Source organism: Vibrio sp. Vb0937 (genome assembly GCF_033338855.1).
On the sequence record NZ_JAWOTK010000008.1, the window covers coordinates 76,553 to 103,469 of the forward strand.

General features: G+C 43.9%; 23 protein-coding genes and 1 other RNA gene. 14 read left to right on the forward strand and 10 right to left on the reverse strand.

The window, feature by feature from the left end; genetic code table 11:
* The first annotated feature begins 74 nt into the window (after nucleotides 1-74).
* The 4 genes from R7P67_RS12990 to bamE all read left to right on the forward strand — a co-directional run bounded on the left by R7P67_RS12990 (nucleotide 75) and on the right by bamE (nucleotide 4,202).
* Entirely contained in the window at nucleotides 75-1,265 is a 1,191-nt protein-coding gene (locus tag R7P67_RS12990) for a DUF3103 domain-containing protein (protein WP_005383752.1), read from the forward strand.
* 166 nt (nucleotides 1,266-1,431) lie between these two features.
* Nucleotides 1,432-3,096 (forward strand): DNA repair protein RecN, encoded by a 1,665-nt coding sequence (gene recN / locus R7P67_RS12995; RefSeq protein WP_005383750.1) that lies wholly within the window; start codon nucleotides 1,432-1,434, stop codon nucleotides 3,094-3,096.
* A 21-nt stretch (nucleotides 3,097-3,117) separates the two neighbouring features.
* Complete coding sequence (locus R7P67_RS13000; RefSeq protein ID WP_005381636.1) at nucleotides 3,118-3,600, forward strand: GNAT family N-acetyltransferase; 483 nt, start codon at nucleotides 3,118-3,120, stop codon at nucleotides 3,598-3,600.
* Nucleotides 3,601-3,842: 242 nt separating this feature from the next.
* On the forward strand, nucleotides 3,843-4,202 hold the full coding sequence (gene bamE / locus R7P67_RS13005; protein ID WP_005383748.1) for an outer membrane protein assembly factor BamE: 360 nt from the start codon (nucleotides 3,843-3,845) through the stop codon (nucleotides 4,200-4,202).
* A gap of 100 nt (nucleotides 4,203-4,302) precedes the next feature.
* On the opposite strand, the gene R7P67_RS13010 is transcribed toward bamE, so the two are convergent.
* Together R7P67_RS13010 and R7P67_RS13015 are read right to left on the reverse strand one after the other, a co-directional pair.
* The gene (locus tag R7P67_RS13010; RefSeq protein ID WP_005383746.1) at nucleotides 4,303-4,662 is read right to left on the reverse strand and encodes an RnfH family protein; all 360 of its coding nucleotides are present in this window, start codon (nucleotides 4,660-4,662) and stop codon (nucleotides 4,303-4,305) included.
* The gene (locus tag R7P67_RS13015; protein ID WP_005381641.1) at nucleotides 4,652-5,095 is read right to left on the reverse strand and encodes an SRPBCC family protein; all 444 of its coding nucleotides are present in this window, start codon (nucleotides 5,093-5,095) and stop codon (nucleotides 4,652-4,654) included. Before R7P67_RS13015 ends, R7P67_RS13010 begins: the two co-directional genes overlap by 11 nt.
* A gap of 119 nt (nucleotides 5,096-5,214) precedes the next feature.
* Here R7P67_RS13015 and smpB point away from each other — a divergent pair, with 119 nt between their 5' ends.
* The 4 genes from smpB to R7P67_RS13035 all read left to right on the forward strand — a co-directional run bounded on the left by smpB (nucleotide 5,215) and on the right by R7P67_RS13035 (nucleotide 8,650).
* Nucleotides 5,215-5,700, forward strand: a complete 486-nt coding sequence (smpB, locus tag R7P67_RS13020; protein WP_005381642.1) for an SsrA-binding protein SmpB — start codon at nucleotides 5,215-5,217, stop codon at nucleotides 5,698-5,700.
* A gap of 66 nt (nucleotides 5,701-5,766) precedes the next feature.
* Nucleotides 5,767-6,134: a transfer-messenger RNA gene (ssrA, locus tag R7P67_RS13025) on the forward strand.
* Nucleotides 6,135-6,955: 821 nt separating this feature from the next.
* Nucleotides 6,956-7,507 carry a DUF6795 domain-containing protein gene (locus R7P67_RS13030; RefSeq protein WP_017820578.1) on the forward strand — a complete coding sequence of 184 codons (552 nt, stop codon included), beginning with the start codon at nucleotides 6,956-6,958 and terminating at the stop codon, nucleotides 7,505-7,507.
* 3 nt (nucleotides 7,508-7,510) lie between these two features.
* On the forward strand, nucleotides 7,511-8,650 hold the full coding sequence (locus R7P67_RS13035; RefSeq protein WP_005383744.1) for a lipase family protein: 1,140 nt from the start codon (nucleotides 7,511-7,513) through the stop codon (nucleotides 8,648-8,650).
* A gap of 121 nt (nucleotides 8,651-8,771) precedes the next feature.
* Here the strand turns inward: R7P67_RS13035 and R7P67_RS13040 are convergent, their stop codons facing one another.
* Nucleotides 8,772-9,335, reverse strand: coding sequence for a porin family protein (locus tag R7P67_RS13040; RefSeq protein ID WP_138940408.1), 564 nt, complete (start codon nucleotides 9,333-9,335; stop codon nucleotides 8,772-8,774).
* Between the two features lie 398 nt (nucleotides 9,336-9,733).
* Here R7P67_RS13040 and R7P67_RS13045 point away from each other — a divergent pair, with 398 nt between their 5' ends.
* The 4 genes from R7P67_RS13045 to R7P67_RS13060 all read left to right on the forward strand — a co-directional run bounded on the left by R7P67_RS13045 (nucleotide 9,734) and on the right by R7P67_RS13060 (nucleotide 14,611).
* Nucleotides 9,734-10,615: a LysR family transcriptional regulator gene (locus R7P67_RS13045; RefSeq protein ID WP_226083927.1), complete on the forward strand. Its 882-nt coding sequence runs from the start codon at nucleotides 9,734-9,736 to the stop codon at nucleotides 10,613-10,615.
* 120 nt (nucleotides 10,616-10,735) lie between these two features.
* Nucleotides 10,736-12,271, forward strand: a complete 1,536-nt coding sequence (locus R7P67_RS13050) for a bifunctional GNAT family N-acetyltransferase/carbon-nitrogen hydrolase family protein (RefSeq protein ID WP_104978836.1) — start codon at nucleotides 10,736-10,738, stop codon at nucleotides 12,269-12,271.
* A gap of 204 nt (nucleotides 12,272-12,475) precedes the next feature.
* On the forward strand, nucleotides 12,476-13,063 hold the full coding sequence (locus R7P67_RS13055) for a DedA family protein (protein WP_262653833.1): 588 nt from the start codon (nucleotides 12,476-12,478) through the stop codon (nucleotides 13,061-13,063).
* Between the two features lie 180 nt (nucleotides 13,064-13,243).
* The gene (locus tag R7P67_RS13060; RefSeq protein WP_017635705.1) at nucleotides 13,244-14,611 is read left to right on the forward strand and encodes a Na+/H+ antiporter NhaC family protein; all 1,368 of its coding nucleotides are present in this window, start codon (nucleotides 13,244-13,246) and stop codon (nucleotides 14,609-14,611) included.
* 74 nt (nucleotides 14,612-14,685) lie between these two features.
* On the opposite strand, the gene R7P67_RS13065 is transcribed toward R7P67_RS13060, so the two are convergent.
* The 4 genes from R7P67_RS13065 to R7P67_RS13080 form a co-directional block, all read right to left on the reverse strand.
* Complete coding sequence (locus R7P67_RS13065; RefSeq protein ID WP_053306537.1) at nucleotides 14,686-15,525, reverse strand: 3-keto-5-aminohexanoate cleavage protein; 840 nt, start codon at nucleotides 15,523-15,525, stop codon at nucleotides 14,686-14,688.
* Nucleotides 15,516-16,847, reverse strand: coding sequence for an aspartate aminotransferase family protein (locus tag R7P67_RS13070; RefSeq protein ID WP_262653835.1), 1,332 nt, complete (start codon nucleotides 16,845-16,847; stop codon nucleotides 15,516-15,518). The genes R7P67_RS13065 and R7P67_RS13070 overlap by 10 nt, the downstream gene beginning before the upstream one ends.
* A 208-nt stretch (nucleotides 16,848-17,055) precedes the next feature.
* Nucleotides 17,056-18,324: an O-acetylhomoserine aminocarboxypropyltransferase/cysteine synthase family protein gene (locus R7P67_RS13075; RefSeq protein ID WP_054579031.1), complete on the reverse strand. Its 1,269-nt coding sequence runs from the start codon at nucleotides 18,322-18,324 to the stop codon at nucleotides 17,056-17,058.
* A 119-nt stretch (nucleotides 18,325-18,443) separates the two neighbouring features.
* A complete protein-coding gene (locus R7P67_RS13080) occupies nucleotides 18,444-19,355 on the reverse strand; it encodes a LysR substrate-binding domain-containing protein (protein ID WP_262653836.1) in 912 nt (303 codons plus the stop codon).
* Nucleotides 19,356-19,461: 106 nt separating this feature from the next.
* Here R7P67_RS13080 and R7P67_RS13085 point away from each other — a divergent pair, with 106 nt between their 5' ends.
* Both R7P67_RS13085 and R7P67_RS13090 read left to right on the forward strand, forming a co-directional pair.
* A complete protein-coding gene (locus R7P67_RS13085; protein ID WP_025768866.1) occupies nucleotides 19,462-20,718 on the forward strand; it encodes a D-amino acid dehydrogenase in 1,257 nt (418 codons plus the stop codon).
* 307 nt (nucleotides 20,719-21,025) lie between these two features.
* Nucleotides 21,026-22,573 (forward strand): alanine/glycine:cation symporter family protein, encoded by a 1,548-nt coding sequence (locus tag R7P67_RS13090; RefSeq protein WP_005381681.1) that lies wholly within the window; start codon nucleotides 21,026-21,028, stop codon nucleotides 22,571-22,573.
* A 100-nt stretch (nucleotides 22,574-22,673) separates the two neighbouring features.
* On the opposite strand, the gene R7P67_RS13095 is transcribed toward R7P67_RS13090, so the two are convergent.
* From R7P67_RS13095 to R7P67_RS13105, 3 genes are all read right to left on the reverse strand, one after another.
* Nucleotides 22,674-23,264 (reverse strand): acetate uptake transporter, encoded by a 591-nt coding sequence (locus tag R7P67_RS13095; RefSeq protein ID WP_005381682.1) that lies wholly within the window; start codon nucleotides 23,262-23,264, stop codon nucleotides 22,674-22,676.
* Nucleotides 23,265-23,446: 182 nt separating this feature from the next.
* Nucleotides 23,447-25,150 (reverse strand): chitinase, encoded by a 1,704-nt coding sequence (locus R7P67_RS13100; RefSeq protein WP_262592590.1) that lies wholly within the window; start codon nucleotides 25,148-25,150, stop codon nucleotides 23,447-23,449.
* A gap of 212 nt (nucleotides 25,151-25,362) precedes the next feature.
* Nucleotides 25,363-26,886, reverse strand: coding sequence for a Na+/H+ antiporter NhaC family protein (locus tag R7P67_RS13105; RefSeq protein WP_054730033.1), 1,524 nt, complete (start codon nucleotides 26,884-26,886; stop codon nucleotides 25,363-25,365).
* Between the last annotated feature and the right edge of the window lie 31 nt (nucleotides 26,887-26,917).

Here is a 26,917-nt window from a genome sequence, read left to right on the forward strand (position 1 = left end):
GATCTATGTCCGGTGATATTCTCACCATGAATAGAGTATTAACTCTATTTCATACAATCAATAAAGGACATATTATGAAGAAAACCATCATTCTGTCTGTTCTCAGTACATTAGCACTTATTGGCTGCCAATCAGAGGAAACGCAAGTCAACAGTGTATCCAACGCAAAAGCGGAAGATATCACTAAGACGAAGCGTGCCCTAGCTCAACAATTGAGTGAGAACTATGCTGCCATTGAACCCATGTTGAGAAGAGATATTACTCCACAACAGACTAACGTGTCTGTATCAGCATTTGTTAAGCAAAACCCTAACTCAGAGTTCAGCCGCCAGCTTGTACAAGCTGACACTCAAATTCGTAGCTGGAAAGGTATTTCTGAATACTCAGATCAGTTGTTAGAAGTTCGCTTGGCAAATGAAGCCATGATAACAGCATGGCAAAGTGGCGAGGTCGAGCCATTATTTGCGTTTGAACCAAGTGGTGATGATGAGAATTGGCAATACATCGAAGCATTTGATGTTTATGGCAACATCCATCAACTCGATGTTTACCAGCTCCCTGAAGTACCTGTACTTGTCGTTGATAACAATAGCTCTGCAGAGCTAAAAGCAGGCTTGCAAGCTATGCAAGCTGAGATGAAAAAACTCGGTCAACCAGCTTTAGTTCAACCATATATTGCTGATGAACAACGCCAAAATACACCGTTATTGTCAAGTAGCGCAGTGGGCGAAGCGGCTCCAATTCAAACCACGCAGTTGAAAAAGATCCGTCTAGCCGATGACAAAGAACCTTGGATCTCTGGCAAGGCAGAAATCTACGCTATCGTAACGGGCGTCAATCCAAGTCGTGATGAACCTACTCTCGATTTGGTGGAGCTTCCATACTTAGACTACGATAACCAAGATTACTATCCAAATCAGATCATTATTCACTGGTCTCGTTACCGCTGGGGTGCGGCAGACATTGTGCTCATGGAGCAAGATGACGGCACAGACTATAAACAATTGGCAAAACTCCTTGTTCAAGTTGCCGAAGAAGTATTGAAAGCGATTCCAGATCCAGAAGTTCAGGCTTATGCGATTATTCCGCAAATCACGAACAAGATCATCGACACTATCCCCGATGGTGTACTCACGAATGATGATGACTTCGTCGACGTTTACTACACTCTAATGCAAGACACTTCATACGTGGATCACCCAGGTGCAGGTGTGAATGCAGTCGTCACACTAGAACCATTAACGATTAACCCAACTCGTCCGTAACCTGTTCAATTTTAATGAGTCGTTGTAATCACATCGGCTCATTTTTCCCACTTCATCACAAAAAAACAGCCTACAAAGAAAATTTTCCTTACCTGACTTTACTGTATAAAGAAACAGTATATACTGTTCTCTTATACAGTATTGTTCAGTTATACAGGTAAATAAAATGCTGGCTCATCTAAGTGTTAATAATTTTGCGATTGTTAAGTCTTTACAACTCGAGCTTTCTAAGGGCATGACCACCATTACAGGTGAAACAGGCGCGGGTAAATCCATTGCTATCGATGCTTTAGGGCTCTGCTTAGGCGGACGAGCCGATGCCGGCATGGTGCGACAAGGTGAAGAGAAAACCGAAGTTAGCGCCGCTTTTTTATTGGACAACAACTTACATGCAACACGTTGGTTAGAAGATAACGATCTGCTAGATGGCAGTGAGTGTATTTTGCGTCGTATTATCACAAAAGAAGGCCGCTCAAGAGCCTTCATTAATGGCAGCCCTGTTCCACTATCACAACTCAAATCTCTAGGGCAGCTACTTATCAATATCCATGGGCAGCACGCTCATCATCAATTGATGAAAAGTGAGCACCAAATGGCCATGCTCGACCAATATGCTGGGCATTTAAACCTACTAAAAAGCACACGAAGTGCTTACCAGCATTGGCGTCAGGCGGATAATAACCTCAAGCAGCTAAAAGAAAATAGCCAGCAAAACCAGGCGCAAAAACAGTTGCTTGAATACCAAATCAAAGAACTGAATGAGTTATCGCTAGGTGAAGAAGAATTTGCAGAGCTCGAGCAAGAGCACAAACGACTATCCAACAGTGGTGAACTCGCCACTACCTGTCAGCAAGCCATCGAACTTATTTACGAAGGTGAAGAAGTCAATGCGCTTGGTATTTTGCAATCGGCCAATCACTCCCTAATTCAATTAGCCGAATTAGATGAAAAGCTATCTGAGCTACCTAACATGCTGTCAGAAGCGATGATTCAACTTGAAGAAACGAAGAATGAATTACGCAGCTACTTAGATGGCATCGATGTTGATCCTGCTCGTATGGCTTATGTAGAAGAACGTTTTTCTAAAGTGATGTCTGTAGCTCGTAAACACCACGTAATGCCAGAAGAACTATACCAACATCATCAAGATCTTCTGGCCCAAGTAGAAGCGTTAGATTGCTCCGATGAACGTTTAGATGAGCTTGCTCAAGAAGTAGAACACAAGTACCAAAGCTTTCTAACACAAGCAGAAAAACTGCACAAATCACGCAGCCGTTACGCAAAAGAACTGAACAAACTGATCACACAAAGCATGCACGAATTGAGCATGGAGAAAGCAGTATTCAGTATCGAAGTTAGCAATGACAACACGCACCCATCGCCGCTTGGCATGGACAGCGTGTGCTTCTTAGTATCGACCAACCCGGGACAACCATTGCAACCTATAGCAAAAGTTGCGTCAGGCGGTGAGCTATCACGTATCTCTCTAGCGATCCAAGTGATCACCGCTCAGAAAGTAGATACACCAAGTTTAATCTTCGATGAAGTGGATGTAGGTATTAGTGGCCCAACAGCTGCCGTAGTGGGCAAAATGCTACGCAAGCTTGGCGAATCTACTCAAGTATTGTGTGTCACTCACCTCCCTCAAGTTGCCGGATGCGGCCATCAACAAATGTTTGTTGCTAAGCAAACCAAAGCAGGCCAAACCGAAACCCAAATGCACGCATTAGATGAACAACAACGTGTGGCAGAATTAGCTCGCTTACTTGGTGGTAGTCAAATAACCGACTCAACGTTGGCAAACGCAAAAGAACTGCTTATCGCCGCTTAATAGATCGACAAGGGATGAGATATGGATATCAGAGCAATACACAAAACCAACTGCTTAGATCTCATCCCTATTTTTATTGAGTTAGAACATTACTACTTCAAAGAAAAAGCTTCATCAAAACACGATCTGGTCCATTATCTAAAGAGCCAAGTCTTCTCTGAACATTCTGGTGTTAATATCATTGCGGTTTACGATAATGATGACGTCGTAGGCTTTGCATCTTATACCGTCATGTTCCCTGCCCCAAAACTCTCAGGGCAGATGTACTTAAAAGATCTGTTCGTATCTTCGAAGGTTCGAGGAAAAGGGGTTGGTCTCAAGTTAATGAAGTATCTGGCATCTTTGGCGATCAAGTGTGGATGCCAAAGGTTGGACTGGACAGCTGAAAGTAGTAACCCTACCGCAGGTCAGTTTTACCGCTCAATTGGTGCAACACTAATTCATGAAAAAGAGTATTATCGTTTTTCAGGTGATGCATTACGCGAATTCGCCAAAACCGACTAACGAGTCACTAGGCTTGGCTCACCGCTGAAAGCGTCCATCACCCTACCTCCGATTGAAATGTGCTCTTCGTCACCTAACTAATACGTCATGTGGTGACATTTACCGCCTAATATCGGTGAATAAATGCAACTCAACTCAAAATTCGTTGTCAGATTGTCTACCATACGACGCATAGCTTTTTACATCTGCGTCGAGCTTGTTTATTATCAGCGCAGTATTTTAAAGGTTACTAAGAAATTATTATGCAATTAAAGAAGTGGTTAGTTGCCGTACCATTAGCAATGACATTGCTGACAGGATGTTCGGTATTGGAAAAACTGGTTTATCGTATTGATATCAACCAAGGCAACTATGTAGAACAAAGTGCGGTTGATAAATTAAAGTTTGGGATGACTAAAGCACAGGTTCGCTTCGTATTAGGGTCGCCAATGCTTATTGAAAACGGCTATCCAAACACTTGGTATTACATCTATCATCATACTCCTGGCCATGGCGAACCAGTACAGAAAGATCTGATTGTAAACTTTAATGACCAAGGCACGCTCGCAGACATCAGTGGTGACTTTCCAAAAAGTGACGCATTTTACGAGCAAATTCAGTAAACTGACTTTTGCAAAAAACCTCCCGTTTGGGAGGTTTTTTATTATATAGAAATCACGTTAGTCAAACTTTGAGTAACTCACATGAGCTATTGGGTTTATATTAATCCTGCTTATTTTTACGTACAGAACTAGGCTTGCCACCGGTGACTGGGTCTGCACTTCCCTCGGCTTTAGCCTGCTCCGCCCGTTTACGGCGAATCTCTTTCGGATCGGCGAGTAACGGACGATAAATCTCTATTCGGTCTCGATCTCGAACGGTCACATCCAACTTCACGTTACGACTAAACACACCCACTTTGTTCTTGGACAAATCAATTTCAGGGTACAACTCCAATACACCGGATTGTCGAATGATCTCTTCTACCGTTGCGTGATTATTTACCACTAAGTTAAATACACGCTGTTCATGAGGAAGAGCATAGACAACCTCAACGTGAATCATATCTGACTCAATACTCATAACACTCGTAGACCTGTTTTGCGCGTTTAGTAAATGCATTTACCATATTACTAGTAAGCTCGTTAAAAATCTTACCGAAGGCCATCTCAATCATTTTACTTGAGAATTCAAACTCAAGCTTTAGTTCAACCTTGCAAGCTTGCTCATCTAGCGCGGTAAAAATCCAACCACCACGCAACGTCTTAAACGGGCCATCCACCAAGTTCATCATAATTGCCTGACCGGGGATCAACTCATTTGAAGTCGTAAACGTTTTGCTGATTCCAGCCTTCGCCACATCGACAGAAGCCACCATACCATTCCCCGAAGACTCAATGATTCTAGAGCCCGAGCAACCAGGCAGAAATTCAGGGTATTTAGCAACATCATTAACCAGATTGAACATCTGTTCGGCGCTAAAAGACACAAGCGCAGAACGGCTGACTTGCTTCATACATACTCCTATCGATACATGTACAGATTTAAAGCTACTCGCCAATTTTACTTTTATTCCACGATTGCGCAAATAAAAGGATTTCCTATCCGATATCCAACCCGTATAATGACGCTATTATGGCAAAGAAAAAAACGAAACAAAAAGCGGGTAGCAATACTATCGCGCTGAATAAAAAAGCTCGCCACGAGTATTTCATCGATGATGAAATCGAAGCTGGCTTGGAGCTCCAAGGTTGGGAAGTGAAAGCCCTTCGCCAAGGTAAAGCCAATATTTCTGAAAGTTACGTATTTATGCGTGACGGTGAAGCCTTTGTGAGTGGCATGACAATCACTCCTTTAAATCAGGCATCGACACACGTTGTGGCGAACCCTACACGTGTGCGTAAACTACTAATGAGTCGTCGTGAGCTAGATAACCTATTCGGACGTGTAAACCGTGAAGGTATGACATTAACGGCCCTCTCACTGTACTGGTCTCGCTCTTGGGTGAAACTAAAAATTGGCGTAGCAAAAGGTAAAAAGCTGCACGATAAACGTACGGATCTAAAAGAAAAAGACTGGGCAAGAGAAAAAGCGCGCGTAATGAAGAGCGCGCTGCGTTAATCTTGACCACTTAAACGCATAGTACTGGACAGCCAATGCTTTTCTGTTACTATGCGAATATTACCTGGGGCTGATTTAGGATTCGACGGGAATTCAGAAGTCTGAGGTGCATGCCGAGGTGCGGTAGGCCTCGTTAACAAACCGCAAAAAAATAGTCGCAAACGACGAAAACTACGCACTAGCAGCTTAATAACCTGCTAAGAGCTCTCTCGCCCTAGCTTCCGCACGTAAGACGGGGATCAACGAGGGATCAAACCCAAACGCGCTAGCCCGGATTCTCCCGCCTGAGAGATGAACGGCGAATTTTAATTCAGGCTAGTCATTCATTAGCGTGTCGGTTCGCAGGTGGATGGCGAAATTAAAGATCGACTAAGCATGTAGTACCAATGATGAACGGTTTTCGGACGCGGGTTCAACTCCCGCCAGCTCCACCAAACGTATGGAAAAGGCCACCCTCGGGTGGCCTTTTTTGTATCAACAACCCACTATCCACTATCCACATTGTCTTCTTTTCTCACGCACTCATGCTACCTGATAACTTTTCACGAGCATTACTGCATAACTCTGAACGTACGCCGATTTAAAAACTCGTTGAGTATTAAGTAACAGACGATACGCTCATAAATACACCACCAAAACTACACGGAAGTTCAGAAGAACTCATCCAAGGACAAAAGTGTGTCTATATGTTCTTCGATTTAAAGTGTTCTAAGTTTTTGGGGTATCAACAACTACGAGTGCTAAATCTAAGTTATAGAATTATGATGGGTTAAAGTAGAACAATTTGGGTTTATCACTAACCATCAAAAGATACTAAATAAGCCTTTTCTTTTGCTCTTGGTTATCACAATTGGCGGAAAAATAAATTATCAAGTCAATCTAGCATTACGATGTAAAGCAATAAAAATACCTCTTGACAAAGCGAATAATTAACTGTTTTCAATACGATTTCATTGTCTGAAACCTAGTATTTATAGAGTTTTTATCATTCGGTAGCTCTCGTTTATTTTGCTTTCACATTACCTGATGAAAGCCTCAAAAATCCAATACAATATAACTACCTAAGATTAGCGCAGACTGAGTGTTCCAGATTTAAACTTTATTAATGCTAATAAAAATCGGTCAAATAGATAAACATAAATCTAAAAATGTAATTTTCAAATTCACAAGTTACAGAGCAATGCAATATGAATCACATAGTTAAAATTAAATATTGTAAAAACACACAATACATATAGATTTATAGATTTTTAAAATGAAAAAAGTCGATGTGAGAAATTACTTATTTGGATTTATTACAATCATATTGTTGAGCATTAATATGAGTTTTGGAGAGAGTATATTGAATAACGATAAAGTTAACCAATACACACCACAAATCAATGGTGTGATAACAAAAAAAGGGAAGCCGATTAATAACCAAAAGGTTAGTCTTAATATTGGTTTAAGCGCTTCAGGAAAATCAATAGACTTATCAACATTTACTGACAGCAATGGTCGGTTTGAATTTTCTCCTGTGTATGAGAACAAAGAGAGCGTTAAGATCCCGCTTATTGAACATTATGTAACTATTGTTTTAACCACAGAACTAGATATTGATGAAAGCGTTATTATTTGGGAAGGTTCGTTCGATGGCTATGAAATAGAGGATTACGTAAAAAACAATATGGCTAATCTAGTCTGTGATGCAGCAAACCCTCTTAAGTACTTTGCTTTTTCAATTGATGATGACGAAAACGATGACTACTACGTAAATAGTCAATGTGATTTATTTGGATATATTGACTCTGACTTATATGGAAATTAAAGAATGCAATCACTCTCACCAAAACTATCATCTAGAATCGCAGAAATCCCCTATTCTGTATTCGCAACTAATGTTCGTAACGTTAGTGGTTATATAGCAAAGTTTTTTACATTTGATCTAAGGAATGATGTCAAAAAAGGAACGACAAGTGGCTTTATGGGATTTGGTGGAATGACATCAGATTTTGTAGCGATAGGTCGAGGTAAGGGCGAGTTTGCCGATACTTTGGTATTTTCCTTCCGTGGCACTCAAGTAAACATCGGCGACATTATGACCGATGGAAACATTGGGATATCAGGTACCTCATCCGGTTACAGGGTACATGCAGGTTTTGTAAATCTCTTCAATACGATAAAGCCACAACTTGCAGCATACATCGCTGGTTATTCGAAAAAGAACATGAAAGCACCGAAGGCAATACACTGTGTAGGTCATAGTTTAGGTGGTGCTCTTGCTTCATTAGCGGCAGATTGGGTGAAGAGTCAGTACGGCTATAGCGTACACCTATATACTTTTGGCGCACCAAAAGTTGGCTTTAAACCATACGCAAGAAGGGAGTTAGATTCTTCCTATCGCTGCACTCATGGCGCAGATCCAGTTCCTATGTCTCCTCTTTGGCCATTTACTCACGGTGGTATTGAGTATCGGCTAGATGGAAGTTCTGGCATCTACTTCTGCGCTCATGGACTAGGAAAAAAATCTGTTCCGGGTTATGTCAATACCGCTACAAGTAATGAGTGGTCGGCACTACAACCCAAATCTCAAGCTTACCTAGAACGCAACGTATTTCTTGACTTCAACAATAGATATAATGCTCGGATGACTGATGGTTGGGTAAGTAAAATAGTCTCTTCAATTTTGACCTTATTAAGAATTTCAGGTCTGGGTCATATAATACAACAAATAGCAACTGTAGGCCTTACTGCTTGGGATCAACTAGCTAAAGCTATGGCGTACATCTCAAAACTAAAAAACGAGTATACAGAACACGTTCGCGGTATTTTAGGTCACATGAATGTAATGTCAGGTAGCGCAGCGATCGACCTATCGAGTATTACTTATAGAGTGATAAAACTTTGTTTTTCGAGACTAGTAAGAAGGTTAGATAGTCATGTTAGAAATGCTCTAAATATAGTAGAGTGACAGTAAAAGGCACGAACAATTATTCTAAAAAACGCTCTATTATCCTCAACTAGATTGAGTTCAGAAAAAGCGAAGCTATTTAGGCTTCGCTTTTTATTAGGGCTTAGAGTTGTTAACAATATTAAAATCTATATTCCACACCTAGTGATGCTTGGTTAAAGTCTGTTTCCGTGTTTGCACCGTTCGCGACATTCTCCGCATTGAGTTCTACGTCGTACCACATATATTCTGCGTTAACTAAGAAGTTATCAGTAACTTTAAAACCGACACCAGCACCAGCGAATACACCTTCATCATCTTTGTTGCCTTGGAAGCCCGCAACGTTGTAATCCGTCGAGTACCACATTTGACCGCCTTTTGCGTAAAGGTCGACACGATCAGCAATGGGAGCGGTAACTTTTATAGCCGCTGTATAGCCGTCTGTTTCGGCATTTGCTAGGTTATTACCATAGCTACCGAAATCAATGTAACCACCTTCCAACGCTAAGTAAGGATTAAAACGGTAACCAACTAAACCTTGAATAACATCGCTGTCATCATCAAAGTCATCTTGTCCATCAACTTTTAAGTAACCGTAGTTGGCGCCAACATATACACCATGATCGTTGGAGTCCGCAGCATGTGATAAAGTACTAAACGTTGCTAAAGAAAAAAGGCTAATCAAAGTAACAACATTGCTTTTCATTTCGTTCTCCTAATATAAGTTCCATTGAAGGTTCGAATAGTAAAGAGCAAATGCAATGCCAACTTTAAATTAATGAAAAATATATTTAATTTTATAGAATACTGACAATCCTCTAAAGATCGCCGAACAAAAATAGAAAAAAAGAGCTGTCTGTTTACTTTATATAAACAATACTAAATTGGGGTTAATCTCTGATGTGAAAAAGATTCTTGTTAATTTGTAGATTTTTCAAAGAAATTAAATAAACATCTAAAATACTCTTGTAGATTAATCCGTCAAAAAACGCTTAGCTAGTTTTTATAAGAAAGGAAGCTAATCACACATACGTTGCATCTTACTTTGCTTCAAGCCGTGAATATTCTACTCTTTGCCTAAGCAGAGTTTAATGGAACAGAAGTATGTTAAAAGGCAGTGAATACCCTTCTATTCGAGCATTAAGGACGTTTGTCGCGGTCTCTAATTACCTCAGTTTCTCTAAAGCAGCGGATGCCCTATGTATTACGCAAAGCGCAGTAAGCAAACAAATCGCATCGCTGGAGCAATTGGTGGGTTTACCTTTAATACAAAGAGGGGCGAGTGGTATTGAGTTAACCGAAGAGGGCAAGCGTTATCTGCCGCAAGTCACAGAAGCTTTGGAGCTTATTCAGCATGCAACTGCCAACTTAATCCAGTCAGATTCAAAGCAAGAATTACTCACCGTGGACGTAACCCCTTCTTTTGCCAGCCTTTGGTTGATACCTAATATTGATGACTTCCACCAGCAACATCCTAACATCCGAGTAAGAGTCTGTACCGGGGATGGGAACGTCAAAGATTCGAGCAACGAAAGTGACTTACATATTCGCTGCCTTCCATTATCCACACATTATGAATACAGCAACTTACTGTGCGAAGAAACATTGTTATTAGTCGGTTGCACAAATGCTCCTGCAATTGAGAGTGTGCACGCTGTTAGCAATTATCCTTTTATACCTCAAATCACTCGCCCTCAGCTATGGGAGCAATTTAAAGCTGTCTACACTGTAGAATCTCCCGTTACCTATCAACCTGTAGGCGTCGAACATTTTTACCTAGCTTGCGAAGCTGTCAGAATGGGAAAAGGGCTCGCCTTGCTTCCCGATTTTATGGCGCAGTATTCGATTTTAAGAGGGGACATTCAGCATGTTCTCAACCTCTCTTTACAGAGCGGTTATGGTTATTACGTGATGATTCCAAATTATCGACTTTCAGCTAAAAAAGTAGTGGCATTTCACGAATGGCTGAAGAGCAAGCTAAGTTAATGTTGTTTCTTTAAACTCGTTTAGGTAAACCAAAACAACTCAAAGACTTCGGTATCTGTCTGCTCAAATTTATGGCATTCTCATCCATACTATTTAAAAAGGATAAATGGATAGTAGGATATGGACAGCAACACGCCAAGACTCTCTTTACGCACCATTGAGCCGACCGATTACCCAGAGCTCGCGGAATTAATGGACCTTGTTTTTCCTGATGTTGGTGGCTCATGGCCACGCCTGACCATCATGGATCTTATTCATCAGTTTCCTGATGGACAAATCTGTATTGAGGATAACGGAAAAATTGTCGGCGCAGCGCTAACAATCAAAGTGGACTACAACCGATTTTCACTTCCTCACCTGTACACCGACATCATCACCGAGAACAACGTCATCCAAAACCAAGTGACCGGTGACGCCATGTATGGTCTCGATGTATTTGTCCACCCGGACTATCGAGGGCTACGTTTAGGTCGACGTTTGTATGATGCGCGTAAAGAGCTTTGCCGTAGTAAGAACTTCAAAGCAATTTTAGCCGGTGGTCGCATTCCTAATTACCACCAATACGCAGATGAACTGAGCGTTGCAGAGTACATCGACAAAATAAAACGCCGTGAGCTTCACGATCCTATTTTGTCTTTTCAGCTTGCAAACGACTTCGATGTAAAACGTATTATGCGCGGTTACTTGCCAGAGGATAGTGCTTCTAAAGGCTACGCAACTCTGCTGGAGTGGGATAACTTCTTCTACGAAGAGGATATTCAATCCGTACATGATGTAGAAAAAACGCTGATTCGTATTGGTGTTGTGCAGTGGCAAATGCGCGCCATGAATGACTTAGAGGACTTGCTCGATCAGGCTGAGTTCTTCATTTCTTCTCTTGCGAACTACAAAGCCGATTTCGCCCTATTCCCTGAATTCTTTAACGCGCCGCTGATGGGCTTGCAAAACGACCAAAATTCCGTCGAAGCAATTCGCTTTTTGGCTAGCTTTACAGAAGAGATCAAAAACCGCTTCTCGCAGATGGCAGTCACCTACAACATCAACATTATTGCTGGCAGTATGCCCGTCATCGAAGATGGCAAGTTGTATAATGTGGCCTACTTACTGCAACGAGATGGTGAAATAAACGCTCAATATAAGATTCACATCACGCCCCATGAGCAAAAAGACTGGGTGATCGACGGTGGTGACAATGTTCAGGTGTTCGAAACCGATGCAGGCAAAGTCGGCATACTGATTTGTTATGACAGCGAGTTCCCAGAGTTGGGAAGAATGCTCGCCGAGCAAGGCGCACAAATTGTGTTCGTTCCTTTCTGGACAGACACAAAAAATGGCTACCAACGAGTACGAATCTGTTCCCAATCACGAGCCATCGAAAACGAATGCTACGTTGCAATTGGGGGCAGTGTCGGCAACTTACCTCGTGTTGATAATGTCGATATCCAGTACGCACAATCTGCCGTATTCTCACCGTCGGATATCTATTTCCCACACGATGCGACCTTGACAGAAGCAAGCGCCAACACCGAAATGATAATCTTCGCTGATGTTGATTTGACTAAGTTGAAACAGCTTAATACCGAAGGCTCTGTCACCAACTTACGTCATCGCCGCCTTGATTTGTATGGCGCATTCACCAAAGCCAAAGAGTCATAAGGATCTCCCTAGTTCGCCGCTACCAAAGAGCGTGGCGGCGAGTAAAGCCAGCTGCAGGTTGATTCTGCGCAATTATCAGAGGCATGTCAGTTTTTCTCAACGGTGAGAAACAAGAATTGACCCAATAGGACATTCGGAGTATCACTCCAACTTCGTTCCGCTTTTATTAGGGGAAAGCTTTTGGAACATATTAACGAACTTCTCATGTCAATGAAGCCTTTGCTTGAGCAATACGGCTACGTTGCGCTGATTGTCAGTATATTTCTAGAAGGGATAGGTATCCCGATGCCTGGTCAATCACTGATGATCGCGGCATCTTTGCTCTCGTCAGAACAAGTCATGAACCTAAGTATGGTAATGATGGTATCGTGGCTGAGCTGCTTTTTTGGTAATACCTGTGGCTACTTAATCGGTTATTACTTTGAGGGGTGGTTAGATAAAAAAGGCTACATTTCCAGCCCGAAGATGCAAACGCTTCAATTGACTATCCAGAAATACGGCCCTACGTGCTTGGTGGTCAGCCGCTTTATTGAAGGAATGAAGCAATTTATGCCTCTTGCATGCGGTATCGCGAAAATGCCACGTAGAGAGTTTTTGCTCGGTAACGCCCTCGCGGCGACGGTTTGGGTATTGGTATTCAGCTTGTCAACTCACTTTGCATTTGAACATTTAAGCGTGTTGAGCAACCTGTACACCGAATACAAATATCTGGTATGGGCATTTGCTGCTGTCTTATTTACGTGGATGGTTTTAGGTATTGTTAAACGCAAAAAAGCCAAATCAATGCAATAACGACAGTCTCTTCATTAGCGCATAACTAAAGCTCGTGGTATCAGTGAGATACGCAACACGAGCTTTTATCTTTTTCTTTACGTGCAAAATTTAAACAGCCATTTAGACGTCTAGACGTTGACAATGTAGAAATGTGATATTAGTCTGCTCTTCTCTCTTATCATTAACATTGTCGTTTACATGTCCGGTTCCCAACAAACTACTAAAACAGTTGCACCGTCTGCGGTCGCACTGATCCCATTAATTGTATTCCTTGCACTATTTATTGGCGTAGGCACTTACTTATCTTTGCAAGGCGTGGAATTTGCCTTCTACCAGCTGCCTGCACCCATCGCGGTATTACCAGCCATCATCATTGCGTTTCTTTTAAGTAAAGAGAAACTTAACCGCTCAATCGAACACTTCATGCGTGGTGTTGGCCACCCAGACATCATCGCAATGTGTATGATCTATCTGCTTGCAGGTGCCTTTGCTGCGGTAGCAAAAGCCTCTGGTGGTGTTGATGCAACAGTGAACCTTGGTTTATCCGCTATTCCAACCAGCATGATTTTACCGGGCATTTTTCTGATTTCTGCTTTTATCGCAACAGCAATGGGGACTTCGATGGGTACCATCGCAGCCGTTGCCCCCGTAGCGTTGGGGATTGCTGAATCAGCAGGAATGAGCTTACCGTTAACCGCAGGCGTTGTGCTGAGCGGCGCTATGTTTGGTGATAACCTTTCTATCATCTCTGACACCACCATCGCGGCGACACGCTCTCAAGGTTGTGAGATGAAAGACAAGTTTAAAGAGAACATTCGTATTGCTTTACCTGCGGCGTTGATCGCGATTGCAGTGTTCGCTTTCAACAGTACCGCGACTCAAGTGCCTGAAACTGGCGATATTGAGTGGCTAAAAGTCTTGCCGTACATCACTATTTTGATCCTAGCGGTATCTGGTGTGAATGTGTTTGTGGTTCTGTCGATTGGCATTCTTTTGGCTGGCGGCGTGAGCTTGGCATCGATTGACAATTACGGACTAACTAATCTAGCCCAAGACGTATACAAAGGCTTTGGTAACATGCAAGAGATCTTCTTGTTATCCATGCTGATTGGTGGTTTGAGTGAACTGATGCGTCGCCAAGGTGGTCTTGCTTTTCTAACAAATTTCGTTAGTAGCCTTATCCACGCGTTTGGCTCTAGTCACTCTAAGCATGCGAACAGTCGTGCAAGCGAGCTAGGTATTGCAGGTTTGGTATCAATGGTCAATGGCTGTACGGCAAACAACACCGTAGCCATCATTGTATCGGGCAGCGTTGCTCGCCAACTGGCGGAAGAGAATAATGTCTCTCCTCGCCGCTCAGCAAGCTTGTTAGACATTTTCTCATGCGTGGTGCAAGGCGTGTTGCCTTACGGTGCTCAAGTACTGCTGCTAGGTTCCGTATTCAACCTATCGCCACTTGAAGTAGTTGCCAATTCTTACTACTGTTTTGCATTAGCGATAGCGGCTGTTGTCGCGGTGTTTATCAAACATCCCGCTCGTCAACCTGTAGCGCAAACTGAGAACTAACGACAAATACCGAAAAGGCTCCGATGGAGCCTTTTTACTTTCCTTTCTTCTTTTTTTCTTTTCCGCGAGCAGATTTACTTCAAAGCTGAACGCAAACTTTGCGCACTGTGTAAAGGAATAGCAAAGCGATGCGCCACATCGCGTAGAGCTTCCACCTGAGCCGCGTTACTGATTGCTAATTCGCCTGCCACATCGACGTGGTTATTCTCAAACCCCACTCTCACATCGAATCCAAGTAACATCGCACTCGCTAAACAGTCTTGCTCTCGCGCGCCAAAAGCACAAATGGCACATCGAATTTCTTCCTCGACAAAACGCGCCAAATTCAAACCTCGTAAATCCCATGGCGAAGACTGTTGAGCTTGGTGATAACGCCCTAACACCACTAATGCATGCTGATGCGTTTTAGGTAACACGCCCGCATCACGCAGTTGGAAATAACGTTCAATGTCGGTTGCATCGTAGAGAATAATTTGGCTCACGATGTTGTGTTCTGCCACCCAATGGAAAAAGGCATGCCCTTCTTTCTCACTTGCGCGATCAGGGATTAACTCCCTCAATGCAAAAGAAGCCGCTTCTGGTTTCACAGCTTTAACTAACGCCATCTGTTGTGGCGGAGAATACAAGCCCACCGCCTCTGTGGTGAGCTGTACCATCATGTTTTGTCCCACCGCTTCTTTCACGGCATGGTAAATTGCCATGTTGTCGTCGATGTCTAATGAATGACGTCCGTTGGCGTCTCTAGCATGTAAATGGATCATGGCAGCCCCTGCCGTTTGACAAGCGATAGCCTCTGCAACCAGTTCGTCTTTTGTCATGGGTAAGCTGGCGTGATCGTGCTTAGTTTTTCTTGCACCGTTTGGGGCCACGATAATAGCGATAGGCTCTCGTATACATCGATTTTCTAATTCCATTCCTTCGCTACCTCTTTTAGCGTTAATGAGAGTTTGCCAACTAGCTCATCAATATGGTGAGGCTGAATAATGAATGGCGGCGCAAGCAAGATATGGTGCCCATTAACGCCATCAATCGTTCCGCCCATTGGATAGCACATTAAGCCATTTTCCATTGCTCGCTGTTTGATGTGTTTGTCTGCCAATGTGGCTTTACTCAGAGGCGCCTTGCTTTCTTGATCCGCCACCAGCTCAATGCCAAAAAACAAACCTTTACCACGAATGTCGCCAATGTACGGTAAATGGGCCAATGCAGAAGTAAGCTCATTACGCAGCAAAGCACTTTGCCGATTCACCGCCGTTAACAAATTATCTTGGAAGATGGTTTGAATGGTCGCCACGGCAGCAGCGCACGCCACAGGGTGCGCCATAAAAGTATGACCATGTTGGAAAAAACCGCTTCCATCAGCAATAGCTTGATAGACTCGATCATTCGCAACCACCGCGCCAATAGGTTGATAACCCGCACCAAGCCCTTTAGCCATACACACCAGATCGGGTTCTGCCTCTTCTTGCTCAAACGCAAAAAAACTGCCACTGCGTCCAACGCCACACATGACTTCATCCAAGATCAATAACACATCGTACTGGTCGCATATTTCGCGAATACGCTTGAAGTAACCTTGTGTGGCAGGCACAGCTCCAGCGGTGGCTCCCACAATGGGCTCAGCGACAAAAGCCATGACATTATCAGCCCCCAACTCAAGAATTTTTGCCTCTAGCTCATTCGCCGCTCGCAATGAGTAATCCAATTCCGACTCATGACTCTGCTGATAACGATAAGCATAGCAAGGGGCGATATGATGGCTCGGGTGTAAGATGGGTTTGAACGGTTCACGTCGCCATTCATTACCTCCGACAGCCAGAGCCCCCAAGGTATTACCGTGATAACTTTGCTGACGCGCGATGAATTGCTTTTTCTCTGGCTTACCTGATTCCACGAAATACTGCCGCGCCATTTTTAGTGCCGACTCCACCGCTTCTGATCCTCCACTGACTAAATACACATGGTTGAACTGTTCAGGCATGTGCTGACAAATCAATTCTGCTAGGCGCTCACTGTTGTCACTAGTAAAAAATCCAGTATGAGCAAATGGCACTCGCTCGATCTGTTCCAACATGGCTTTTTTAACGGCGTGATGACTGTGGCCAAGGTTTGATACCGCAGCACCACCACAAGCATCGAGATACTGCTTTCCATGCTTATCGAATAGATAAACACCTTCACCTCTATCGATGATTGGTAGCGTGGCATGGCAATGACGGTGAAATACGTAAGACATTTGAGTCCCTTCCAATGTGTAATACTTGCACACATCATCAGGAACAAACCCAAACGTGACAAGAGAATAAATCTCACCCTCTATGAGCTTTTGGAATGCCACAAACCAAAAACACCAAAACCCTTGATATTTAAACAATAAAATAAAAATAGGCCAGCTTTTTTAAAGGCTGGCCTATGGGTAACCCAAAGCTAAAAACAGAATCGTTTTACGAGTTTAGTGCCTGTTCTAAATCGGCTAGAATATCGTCAATATGTTCAATACCCACCGATAAACGAATCATCTCTGGAGACACACCAGCTTGTTTTTGTTCTGCTTCGCTCAATTGACGATGAGTCGTCGATGCAGGATGGCAAGCCAATGATTTTGCATCGCCAATGTTCACCAAACGCTTAAAGATTTTCAAAGCATCATAAAAACGCACACCAGCGTCATAACCATCTTTTAAACCAAACGACAAAATTGCAGAAGGCTTACCTTTCATGTATTTTTCGGCGAGATGGAAGTGTTCAGAACTTGGCAATCCGGCATAACTTACCCAACAGACTTTGTCATTCTGTTCCAAGAATTCAGCCACTTTGAGTGTGTTCTCGGTATGGCGCTCCATACGCAGCGGTAAGGTTTCTAACCCTTGCATAAGCATAAATGCATTCATCGGTGATAATGCGGCTCCGGTATTACGCAGTGGTACGGTACGCGCACGCCCGATAAATGCCGCCTCACCAAACGCTTCGGTATACACCACGCCGTGGTAAGAAGGTTCTGGTTGGTTGAAAACAGGAAAGCGGTCTTTGTGCTGTGCCCAAGGGAATTTACCGGAATCCACAATCACGCCACCTAATGTGGTGCCATGCCCACCAACGTATTTAGTGAGAGAGTGAACTACGATATCCGCACCGAACTCGATGGGTTTGCACAGCACTGGCGTCGCGACGGTGTTATCCACAATCACAGGTACGCCTTGTGCATGAGCAAGCTCCGCCACACGTTCTAAATCGATGATATTGCCCGCAGGGTTCCCAATGCTCTCGCAGTACACCGCTTTGGTATTTTCATCAATTAATTCGGCCAAACTTTCTGGCTTGTCATCTTTAGCAAACTTCACCTGAATACCTTGATTTGGGAGCATGTGCGCAAACAAGGTATAAGTACCGCCATAAAGTTGCGGCGTAGAAACGATGTTATCGCCCGCTTGCGCTAACGTCAGAATCGCATAGTTAATCGCTGCACTCCCCGCACTCACGACCAATCCAGCAATGCCGCCTTCTAACGCTGCCATGCGTTTTTCCAGCACGTCATTAGTCGGATTCATGATGCGAGTGTAGATATTACCCGGCACTTCCAAGTTAAACAGATCAGCGCCGTGCTGCGCGTTATCAAACTCGTACGCGACTGTTTGATAAATCGGCGTCGCGACAGATTTAGTGGTAGGGTCAGTTTCGTAACCAAAATGGATGGATAGCGTTTCGTCTTTCATGTTCTTCCCTGTCTTTCATCACTCAAATAGCGGCAAGCAAAGCACTTACCTTGCTTATAAAACTTATATTGCCCAACTTTTCAACAAATAACGTAGGGATGAATCACAGAGATAAAACGCTATTTCAACTGTCCAAGTAACCAGTGACGAAACGTTTCTGTCGCATTCGTACGTGTGTTCATGATCAAGTAATACCCTGCATTAGCAGGAATCGGTTTGAATGGAGAAACCAAACGCTCTGTCGTCAATTCATCCTCAATCAGTGCCATTCGTGCCATCGCAATCCCAACGCCTGCTTCGGCTGCAGACATTGCCATATCCGTTCGATTAAAAAAGTGTCCGATATCGGTTTTAAAATCCAACCCCATCGCTGACGCCCAATATAGCCACTCATAGTCACGCGTCGCTTTTTCCCATGGCATCGCATCGTGTAGTAGCGTCGCCTCTTGCCATTGCTTCACTGGCATTGAGTTTTTTTGCTCACCAAACAACGTTTTTAGCCAGCCATGATCCTCAAGGTATTTTGGACTCATCACCGGTAGCAGATGCTCATCCAAAATCAGCTCCGCGCTAGCATTTCTATAAGGATGAAGACCATAGTCAATTGCGACGTCATAGTCTTTTATCTCACTATTTACCAGCGCACCTTCCGCAAAGATTTGTACTTGGATATCCGGATTATCATGATGGAAGCTTTCGAGCTTTGGGACTAACCATTTGAAAGCAAAAGAAGGCGTCAACTTCAAACGAATTTCATTGGTTTGCTTTTCTACTTTGAGCTCATCAAGCAATTTGCTCAGTTCCGAAAAGTGAAACTGCGTCGCTTGGTGTAACTGAGTGCCTTTTACGGTTAAACGAATACCGCGAGAATGGCGTTCAAATAAAGTAAAACCTAATAACGCTTCCAAATGAATAATTTGTTGGCTTATGGCACCAGTGGTGAGGTGTAAATGTCTTGCAGCACCAGTAAAGCTGTTGTACTCCGCGACTTGGCTAAATAAACACAAACCACTTATCAGATTACTTTTCATCCTTGAGCCTATAGTTTTTCTAAACGCTGTGTGTAATTTATATCGATTGTTAACAAAAGGTAAAGAAAAGAAACTGAGCACTCTGATAAATGTGTGGAGTGCATCAATGGAAGTCATCGTATTAGGCAGCGGCGTTATCGGCTTAACCTCTGCTTGGTATTTATCTCAAGCAGGCTATCAAGTTACCGTCATTGACCGCCAACCAAGCAGTGCCATGGAAACGAGCTTCGCCAATGCCGGGCAGATTTCATATGGCTATTCTTCGCCTTGGGCTGCGCCTGGTGTTCCTGTTAAAGCCATTAAGTGGTTAATGGAGGAGCATGCTCCACTTAAAATCAAACCCACTCTGAATGCCGACATGATCCGCTGGGCGAGTAAAATGGTCGCGAACTGCACCCTACCTCGCTATCAAGTTAACAAGGCTCGCATGCTTTCGATCGCTAACCACAGCCGTGTTTGCTTAGAACAGTTACGCCAAGAACACGCCATTGAGTATCAAGGACGTCAGTTTGGGACCTTGCAAGTATTCCGAACACATCAACAGCTGCAAGCCATTGAAAAGGACATGCAGCTCCTTGAACAAAGCGGAACCCGATTTAAGCTAATGGACGTCGAACAATGTATTGAACAAGAGCCAGGGCTTGCACTTGTGAAAGACAAACTGGTTGGTGGCTTGCATCTACCTGATGACGAAACGGGCGATTGCCATCAATTTTGCCAACAACTAACGGAGCTTGCTAAGGCACACGGTGTCCGATTTGAATTCGATACTGAAGTAAGCAATTGGGTTACAGTAGGCAAAAAGATCATAGGTGTCCAAACGAACCGAGGACAATTTAAAGCAGACCAATATGTGGTGGCCTCTGGAAGCTACTCTACAGCGCTACTCAAGCAACTCGATATTGATATTCCGGTCTACCCTGTCAAAGGCTATTCACTCACCATCCCGATGGAAGATGAACACTTCTCTCCTCGATCTACTGTGATGGATGAAACCTATAAAGTCGCTATGACTCGATTTGATGACCGAATTCGCGTAGCTGGCACCGCAGAATTAGCAGGGTTTGATGCTTCCCTTCCACAAAAGCGCAAAAACACCATCGAAATGGTCATCCGTGATCTTTTTCCTCGTTGTGGTGACTTCAGCCAAGCTGAGTTTTGGAGCGGCTTTAGGCCAATGACGCCTGATGGCACACCAATTATCGGCGCGACTAAATACGATAACCTTTTTACTAACACCGGACACGGAACTCTGGGCTGGACGATGGCTTGTGGTTCAGGTCAATTGCTAGCAAGCGTAATGAAAGGTGAAAAAGCAAAAGTGATGGATAATGCGGAGCTTAACCTTTGTCGTTACTCCTGAGGACATGACTGAACAAAAAACAGGCAGACACTTACTCCACAAAATGCATAACCACTGGCATTTTTAACTCATCAAAATCGCAGCACATTTAAATGACAATGTGCTGCATAATTAATCATCAGGCAAATCTTCTACCTAAAAGGAGCAAATAAGCAACAAGAACCAAATTTTAACAACTACTCTCCATTCTGTGTTCATCATCACGCTACAAAGGATTTGTAGCTAAAAAAGTTAACAATTGCATTACATAAAGGGTAATGTATTGTGTGAAAAACAACCACAAACACAACTAACAGGGAAAATACTCATGCAGTCATTAGTTGATTTTCTGAATGGAATTATTTGGAGCCCGGTACTGATCTATTTGTGCCTTGGCGCAGGTTTGTTCTATTCAATCATGACGCGTTTTGTACAAATTCGTCACTTCTTTGAGATGTGGCGCTTATTACTTTCTGGGAAGAGTTCAACAAAAGGGATATCATCATTTCAGGCACTTGCCGTTTCACTGTCTGGCCGTGTAGGTACAGGTAACATTGCTGGTGTTGCCGCTGCTATCGGTTTCGGTGGCCCAGGCGCCGTATTCTGGATGTGGGTCGTGGCCTTCTTTGGCGCTGCAACCGCATACGCAGAATCAACACTTGCACAAATTTATAAAGAAGAAGACGAAGGCGAGTTCCGTGGTGGCCCTGCTTACTATATTGAGAAAGCAATGGGACAAAAGTGGTACGCTTGGATCTTTGCTATCGCGACCATCTTTGCTTGTGGTGTTCTACTTCCTGGCGTTCAATCGAACAGTATCGGTAACGCAGTAGAAGCCGCATTTGGCTCAGGTGACATGATTGAAACCGCTATTGGTACCTTCAGTTTTGCTAAAATTTTCACTGGTACGGTTGTTTGTGTCATTTTGGCCTTCATCATTTTTGGTGGTGTAAAGCGTATCGCGAACTTTACCCAAGTCGTTGTGCCATTTATGGCGTTAGCTTACATCATTACTGCGTTTGTCATCATCCTTCTAAACATTGGTGAGGTTCCGCGCATTTTCGGCATGATTATTGGTGACGCGTTCACACCAATGGCAGGCGTTGGTGCAGCAATTGGCTGGGGTGTAAAACGTGGTGTCTACTCCAACGAAGCAGGTCAAGGTACTGGTCCTCACGCAGCAGCAGCAGCGAGTGTTGATCACCCTGCTCAGCAAGGTCTTGTTCAATCTTTCTCTATTTACATCGATACACTACTTGTGTGTTCAGCAACCGCGTTCATGATTCTTATCACTGGCGCGTACAACGTAAATGGTGCGATTGAAGGTACATTCCTGGTTCAAAACCTACCAGCGGATATTGGTGCAAATGGCCCTGTGTTTACACAGATGGCGATCGAAAGCGCACTACCTGGCGTGGGTAAACCATTCATCGCAATCGCTCTATTCTTCTTCGCGTTTACGACCATTCTGGCTTACTACTACATTGCAGAAACGAACATTGCTTACATTCGTCGTACGTTCAAAGTAAATGGACTGATGTTTATTCTGAAAGTCATCATTATTTCATCCGTGTTCTACGGAACCGTGAAAACCGCCAACTTAGCATGGGCGATGGGTGATGTAGGTGTAGGACTGATGGCGTGGCTAAACATCATCGGTATTTTGATCATCTTCTTTATGTCGAAGCCTGCACTCAAAGCACTGAACGACTACGAAGAGCAACAAAAACGTGGTGTGACCGATTTTACATTTAACCCTGTTGCACTGGGCATTAAAGGCGCAGATTACTGGGAAGATAAGTACCGACGTAAAACGGGTAAAGCACCAACGGCAGACAGCAATAGCGCAGAAACTGTTGAGCAACCATCAACATAGCGTTATCACATAAATAAGAAAAAGCAGTGGTCCGATTAAGGACATAAAAAAGGGGGATTAACCAATGGTTAATCCCCCTTTCTTCTTTATGAGTAACAGCTTAGGCGATAACCGCTTCAACTTTACGAGCGATTTTTGCTTTACCCACAGGTAACACTTCACGACCAAATTCGTTGTTCAGTACTTGCGCCATTGCGAAGTAAATTGCACTTGCGCCACAGAAGATACCCTCGAAGCCAGCGATAGCACCGATCACTTCGCTACCAGTGAAATCACGAGCAGCAAGCAAGAAGAACAGGATAGTTAGAGAACCAAATACCACTTGCTTCGCTGTTGGGTAACATAGAGAACCAATGAACATGAAACCAGTGAAGATGCCCCAAAGCGCTAGGTACCAACCCATAAAGCTTGCAGGGCTTGCAGGAAGACCCATGTGAGGCATTACGATTAGACCAACCAATGTTAGCCAAAATAGACCGTAAGAAGTAAACGCAGTTGTGCCGAATGTATCACCGCGTTTAAAGCACATGATGCCAACGATTACTTGGCTAAGGCCACCGTAAAAGATGCCCATCGCTAGGATCATAGAGTCAATTGGGAAAAATCCTGCATTATGAATATTGAGCAGAATAGTGGTCATACCGAAACCCATTAGACCTAGCGGTGCTGGGTTAGCCAGTTTTGTCGACATGTACAAATACCTTTTTTCAAAAATGTTGATAAAAAATGCGCGCGAATTTTAATGGGCTCCAGAACAAAAGAGAAAAGCTGTTATTGAAAACTTAGATTCCATAAATAAACCACTACATATATAAAAAAAGACCCTGCAAAAAAGCAGAGTCTTTATAGATAGTTAGGTTGTTTTTCACTCAATCACTGACAAGAAATCTCGTCCCAGAACCAGTTGCTTTGCGTTGGGCTTTCCCACACTCCTGGGCCATTTTTCGCAACAAAACATTTGTTTTGGTACGTCACTTTATCGCCGTTAGCGACTTGCGTTACACCCGGCTCCCACTGAATAAAATTGCCTGTCACTGGTGGTTCTGGCTCGGTTACTGGCGGCTCAGGTTCTGTGACGGGCGGCTCTGGCTCAGTCACCGGTGGTTCAGGTTCCGTTGTAGGCGGCTCCGTAGGAGTGCCTGAAACCAGCTTCCACGGGTCTCCTTTCGTTGGCTCATTACCTTGTGACCACCATTTCGCTTCGTAAACAGCACCTTGGTAAGAGACTTGTTCCCCCGTGTTATATACTTTGCCAGAATCCCAAGCTGCCACACCACCTACAGGCGGATCGACCGGATCCACTGGATCTAACTTGTCAACTACACGAACTTCTGGCCAACCCGCATGAGATTGGTAGAAGTTAGTTACACATTTCTCATAATCACCCGCAACTAGCGCAGAATAAGCCGTTTGGAAACCAACAAGCTCACATTCAAATGAGTGACCTCCAGGACGATCTGAGTAGTATTTCCAGTTCCCATCCCAGTTGGTGTACAACACGTCTGTCGCACCATTCAGATTTAAGCTGCCGTAAGGCGTCTGCTGCCAACAAGTGTTTGTTTCATCAGCTTCAATTGGAATTTGATAATGGGCGGCAAGACCTTCCCAATAGCGAATACGGTTAACAGGTTGACCTTTATCCTTGTTTTGCTCACCACACTCAATACCACCATTGATCACGTTGATGGTGGTACCAAAGCCGTAACCAATGCCAGCATCAAGCTCACGCTGTGAAGGCACCCAAGTACGGTCAATCACATGTAGCATTGCAGGTTTCGGTGCTTGTGGGGTTAGGAAGAACCAGATAGCCGATGCTAAGTTCAGCCACGAATCCGCAACCAAGCCTGGATTTTTCAGCAATACAGATGCATCGCCATCAAACATCACTTCAGAGAACGCGCCATAGTTAAAATGGTAAGAAAGCTGCTTTGCACCACGTCCAAAGTAACCTTGTCCAGACTCACATGGCCAGCGTTTGTTTTGCCAGTCATTTTGACCACAACCTGTTGTGTAACCTTCTTGCCCTTCAGACCATCCCATTTCTCGCACATGCACCAAAGCTTGCTGCCACTCTTCCAACCCTAGCGGATTATCCGATACGTTATCAATCGAAATATGGCCACCGGTTTCTTGTGCAAAGTGAGCAAACGCTGTCACGATCGATTTTTTACAAATTGCATCCGAATCACGACCGTCTGTGTACTCACCACAGAATGCAGGGAACTTACCAATTGCACGTAGGAAACGCGTGTAAGTGTATTCAGGTGCCGCCATTTGAGTCAGGAAGTCCCACTCACTTTCGGGGAATACACGCTCTACACGCTTCACGTTTTCTGGGTTGGTTGCCGCCCCTGGAACAATCGCTTCAACCACTGAGTTCGGGCGTGTCTCTAATGCTTGTGACCAAATGGCATACATAGGATCAGAAGTTTTGCTTTGCTCTACGGCTTGAACGTCACCACGAGCAATAACATAACCATTCGGATTTTGCGGATCGGGCTGAATATTCATACTCGCATTCACTTGTGCTGCTAAGACACAACTCAATGCAAGAGGAAGATGTTTGAGTGCAAACATGTCTAGTCTCCGGATTTCAACAATACAATATACGAGGAATAACTAGACATATAGTGGATCATATATACGAAACACCGAGCCAAGTACGTTGATTCTGCGAGACAAAATGAATAAATAGGTCCTCACACACATTTTGTCACAAGAAAAATGTTACCTTGACTCAAAAGAAAAGCGGAGACCCTGTGAGCCTCCGCTTTGTGATGTTTCTCTCTTTATTGTTCTGCCGAAACCACCTCTAGCTTCGCGGTTGACTTTTGTTTAGACAGCACAAAATAAACCACACACTGAGAAATAATTGCGGCAAGCACAATCACTGGTGAGGCGTTGATTCCAGCTAAAAGAAAACACCCTAATGCGATCATTCCATTGAGTAATGCGTAGGGCAATTGTGTACGGAAGTGCTCATACTGTTCACACCCCGCTCCTGTCGACGACAAAATCGTAGTTTCAGAGATGGGAGAACAGTGATCGCCAAACAAGCCACCAGATAATACCGCACCAATACAAACCAACAGTGGTGCATCAATCGCAACGGCAGTTGGGATCACTAATGGCATCATGATGGCGAACGTCCCCCAAGATGATCCCGTAGCGAATGAGATAACACCAGCAAGCAAAAAGGCGACTGCTGGCAATAGCCAGTACGGGAAACCGGCTTGAGCTTGTTCAGCAATGTATGCAGCTGCACCTAATTCTTTCCCAACCGAGCTAAGTGCCCAAGCCAATACCAAAATCACGGCTACAGACATCATGTTCGACATCCCTTTTAGGTAAACCTGAATGCCATCAGAGAGTTTTCTTACGCCATAAAACGCCATCAGCGCAATCAAAGTAAAGGCTGCGAAGAAATATGCCGAAGAAAGTGCAGCCCTGAACGTTGAGCCTGCTACTTTTTGAAATGGAAAACCGTGTGGCACGAGGATGGTACATAGAACCACCAGCATAACGAGCAAAGGTGCCCATACAAAACTAGATTTTGCATTTTTATGCGTAAACACATTCATGGACTCCTGCACTTTCCCAAAGTCGGAGCCCTGCTCTGCTAGTTGTTCAGCCTTCGCCATCGGTCCGAAATCTAATTTGAAGAAAGAGACAATCGGCACAATCGCGATCGCAAGAAAGGCGTAAAACTGATACGGGATCGCACCAATGAAAGCATCCCAATCACTCATACTGACATTCAGGGCAGTAAACTCTTTTTGAATCAATCCCATGATGTAAACGCCCCATCCGATAAAAGGGATCAAGATTGCGACGGGAGAGGAAGTAGAGTCGATAATAAAAGCTAATTTTTGGCGTGATACTTTTAACTTATCAAATAAAGGGCGAAAAACAGGGCCAACAATCAGTGGTGTACCAAGGTCAGAGAAGAAAATAACCACACCACCGAACCATGCGGACAGTTGAGCTTGGCACTTACTCGCCACCCATTGAGTGACCTTTTTAGCAAACGCCACACCACCGCCAGATTTCTCCATCAAGGCAACAAAGCCACCAATAAAGACCAAGAGCAAAATGACGCCCGCATTGTAGCTGTCAGTTAATTGCGGCAGTAGATAGCTTTTCATCAATGCACTAAACGAGTCTAGTGGCCCTTTTTCGACAAATGTCCCTTCAAGCATAGCGACACCACTCACCACACCGGCGAATAAACCAACAACGACATTTCTTGTGGTCAGCGCGAGGAAAAGAGTAATAAGGATGGGAATGAGAGAGGTAACGTCAGCCTGTTCCATAGCAATACCATTTATGATAATTAAACAATTA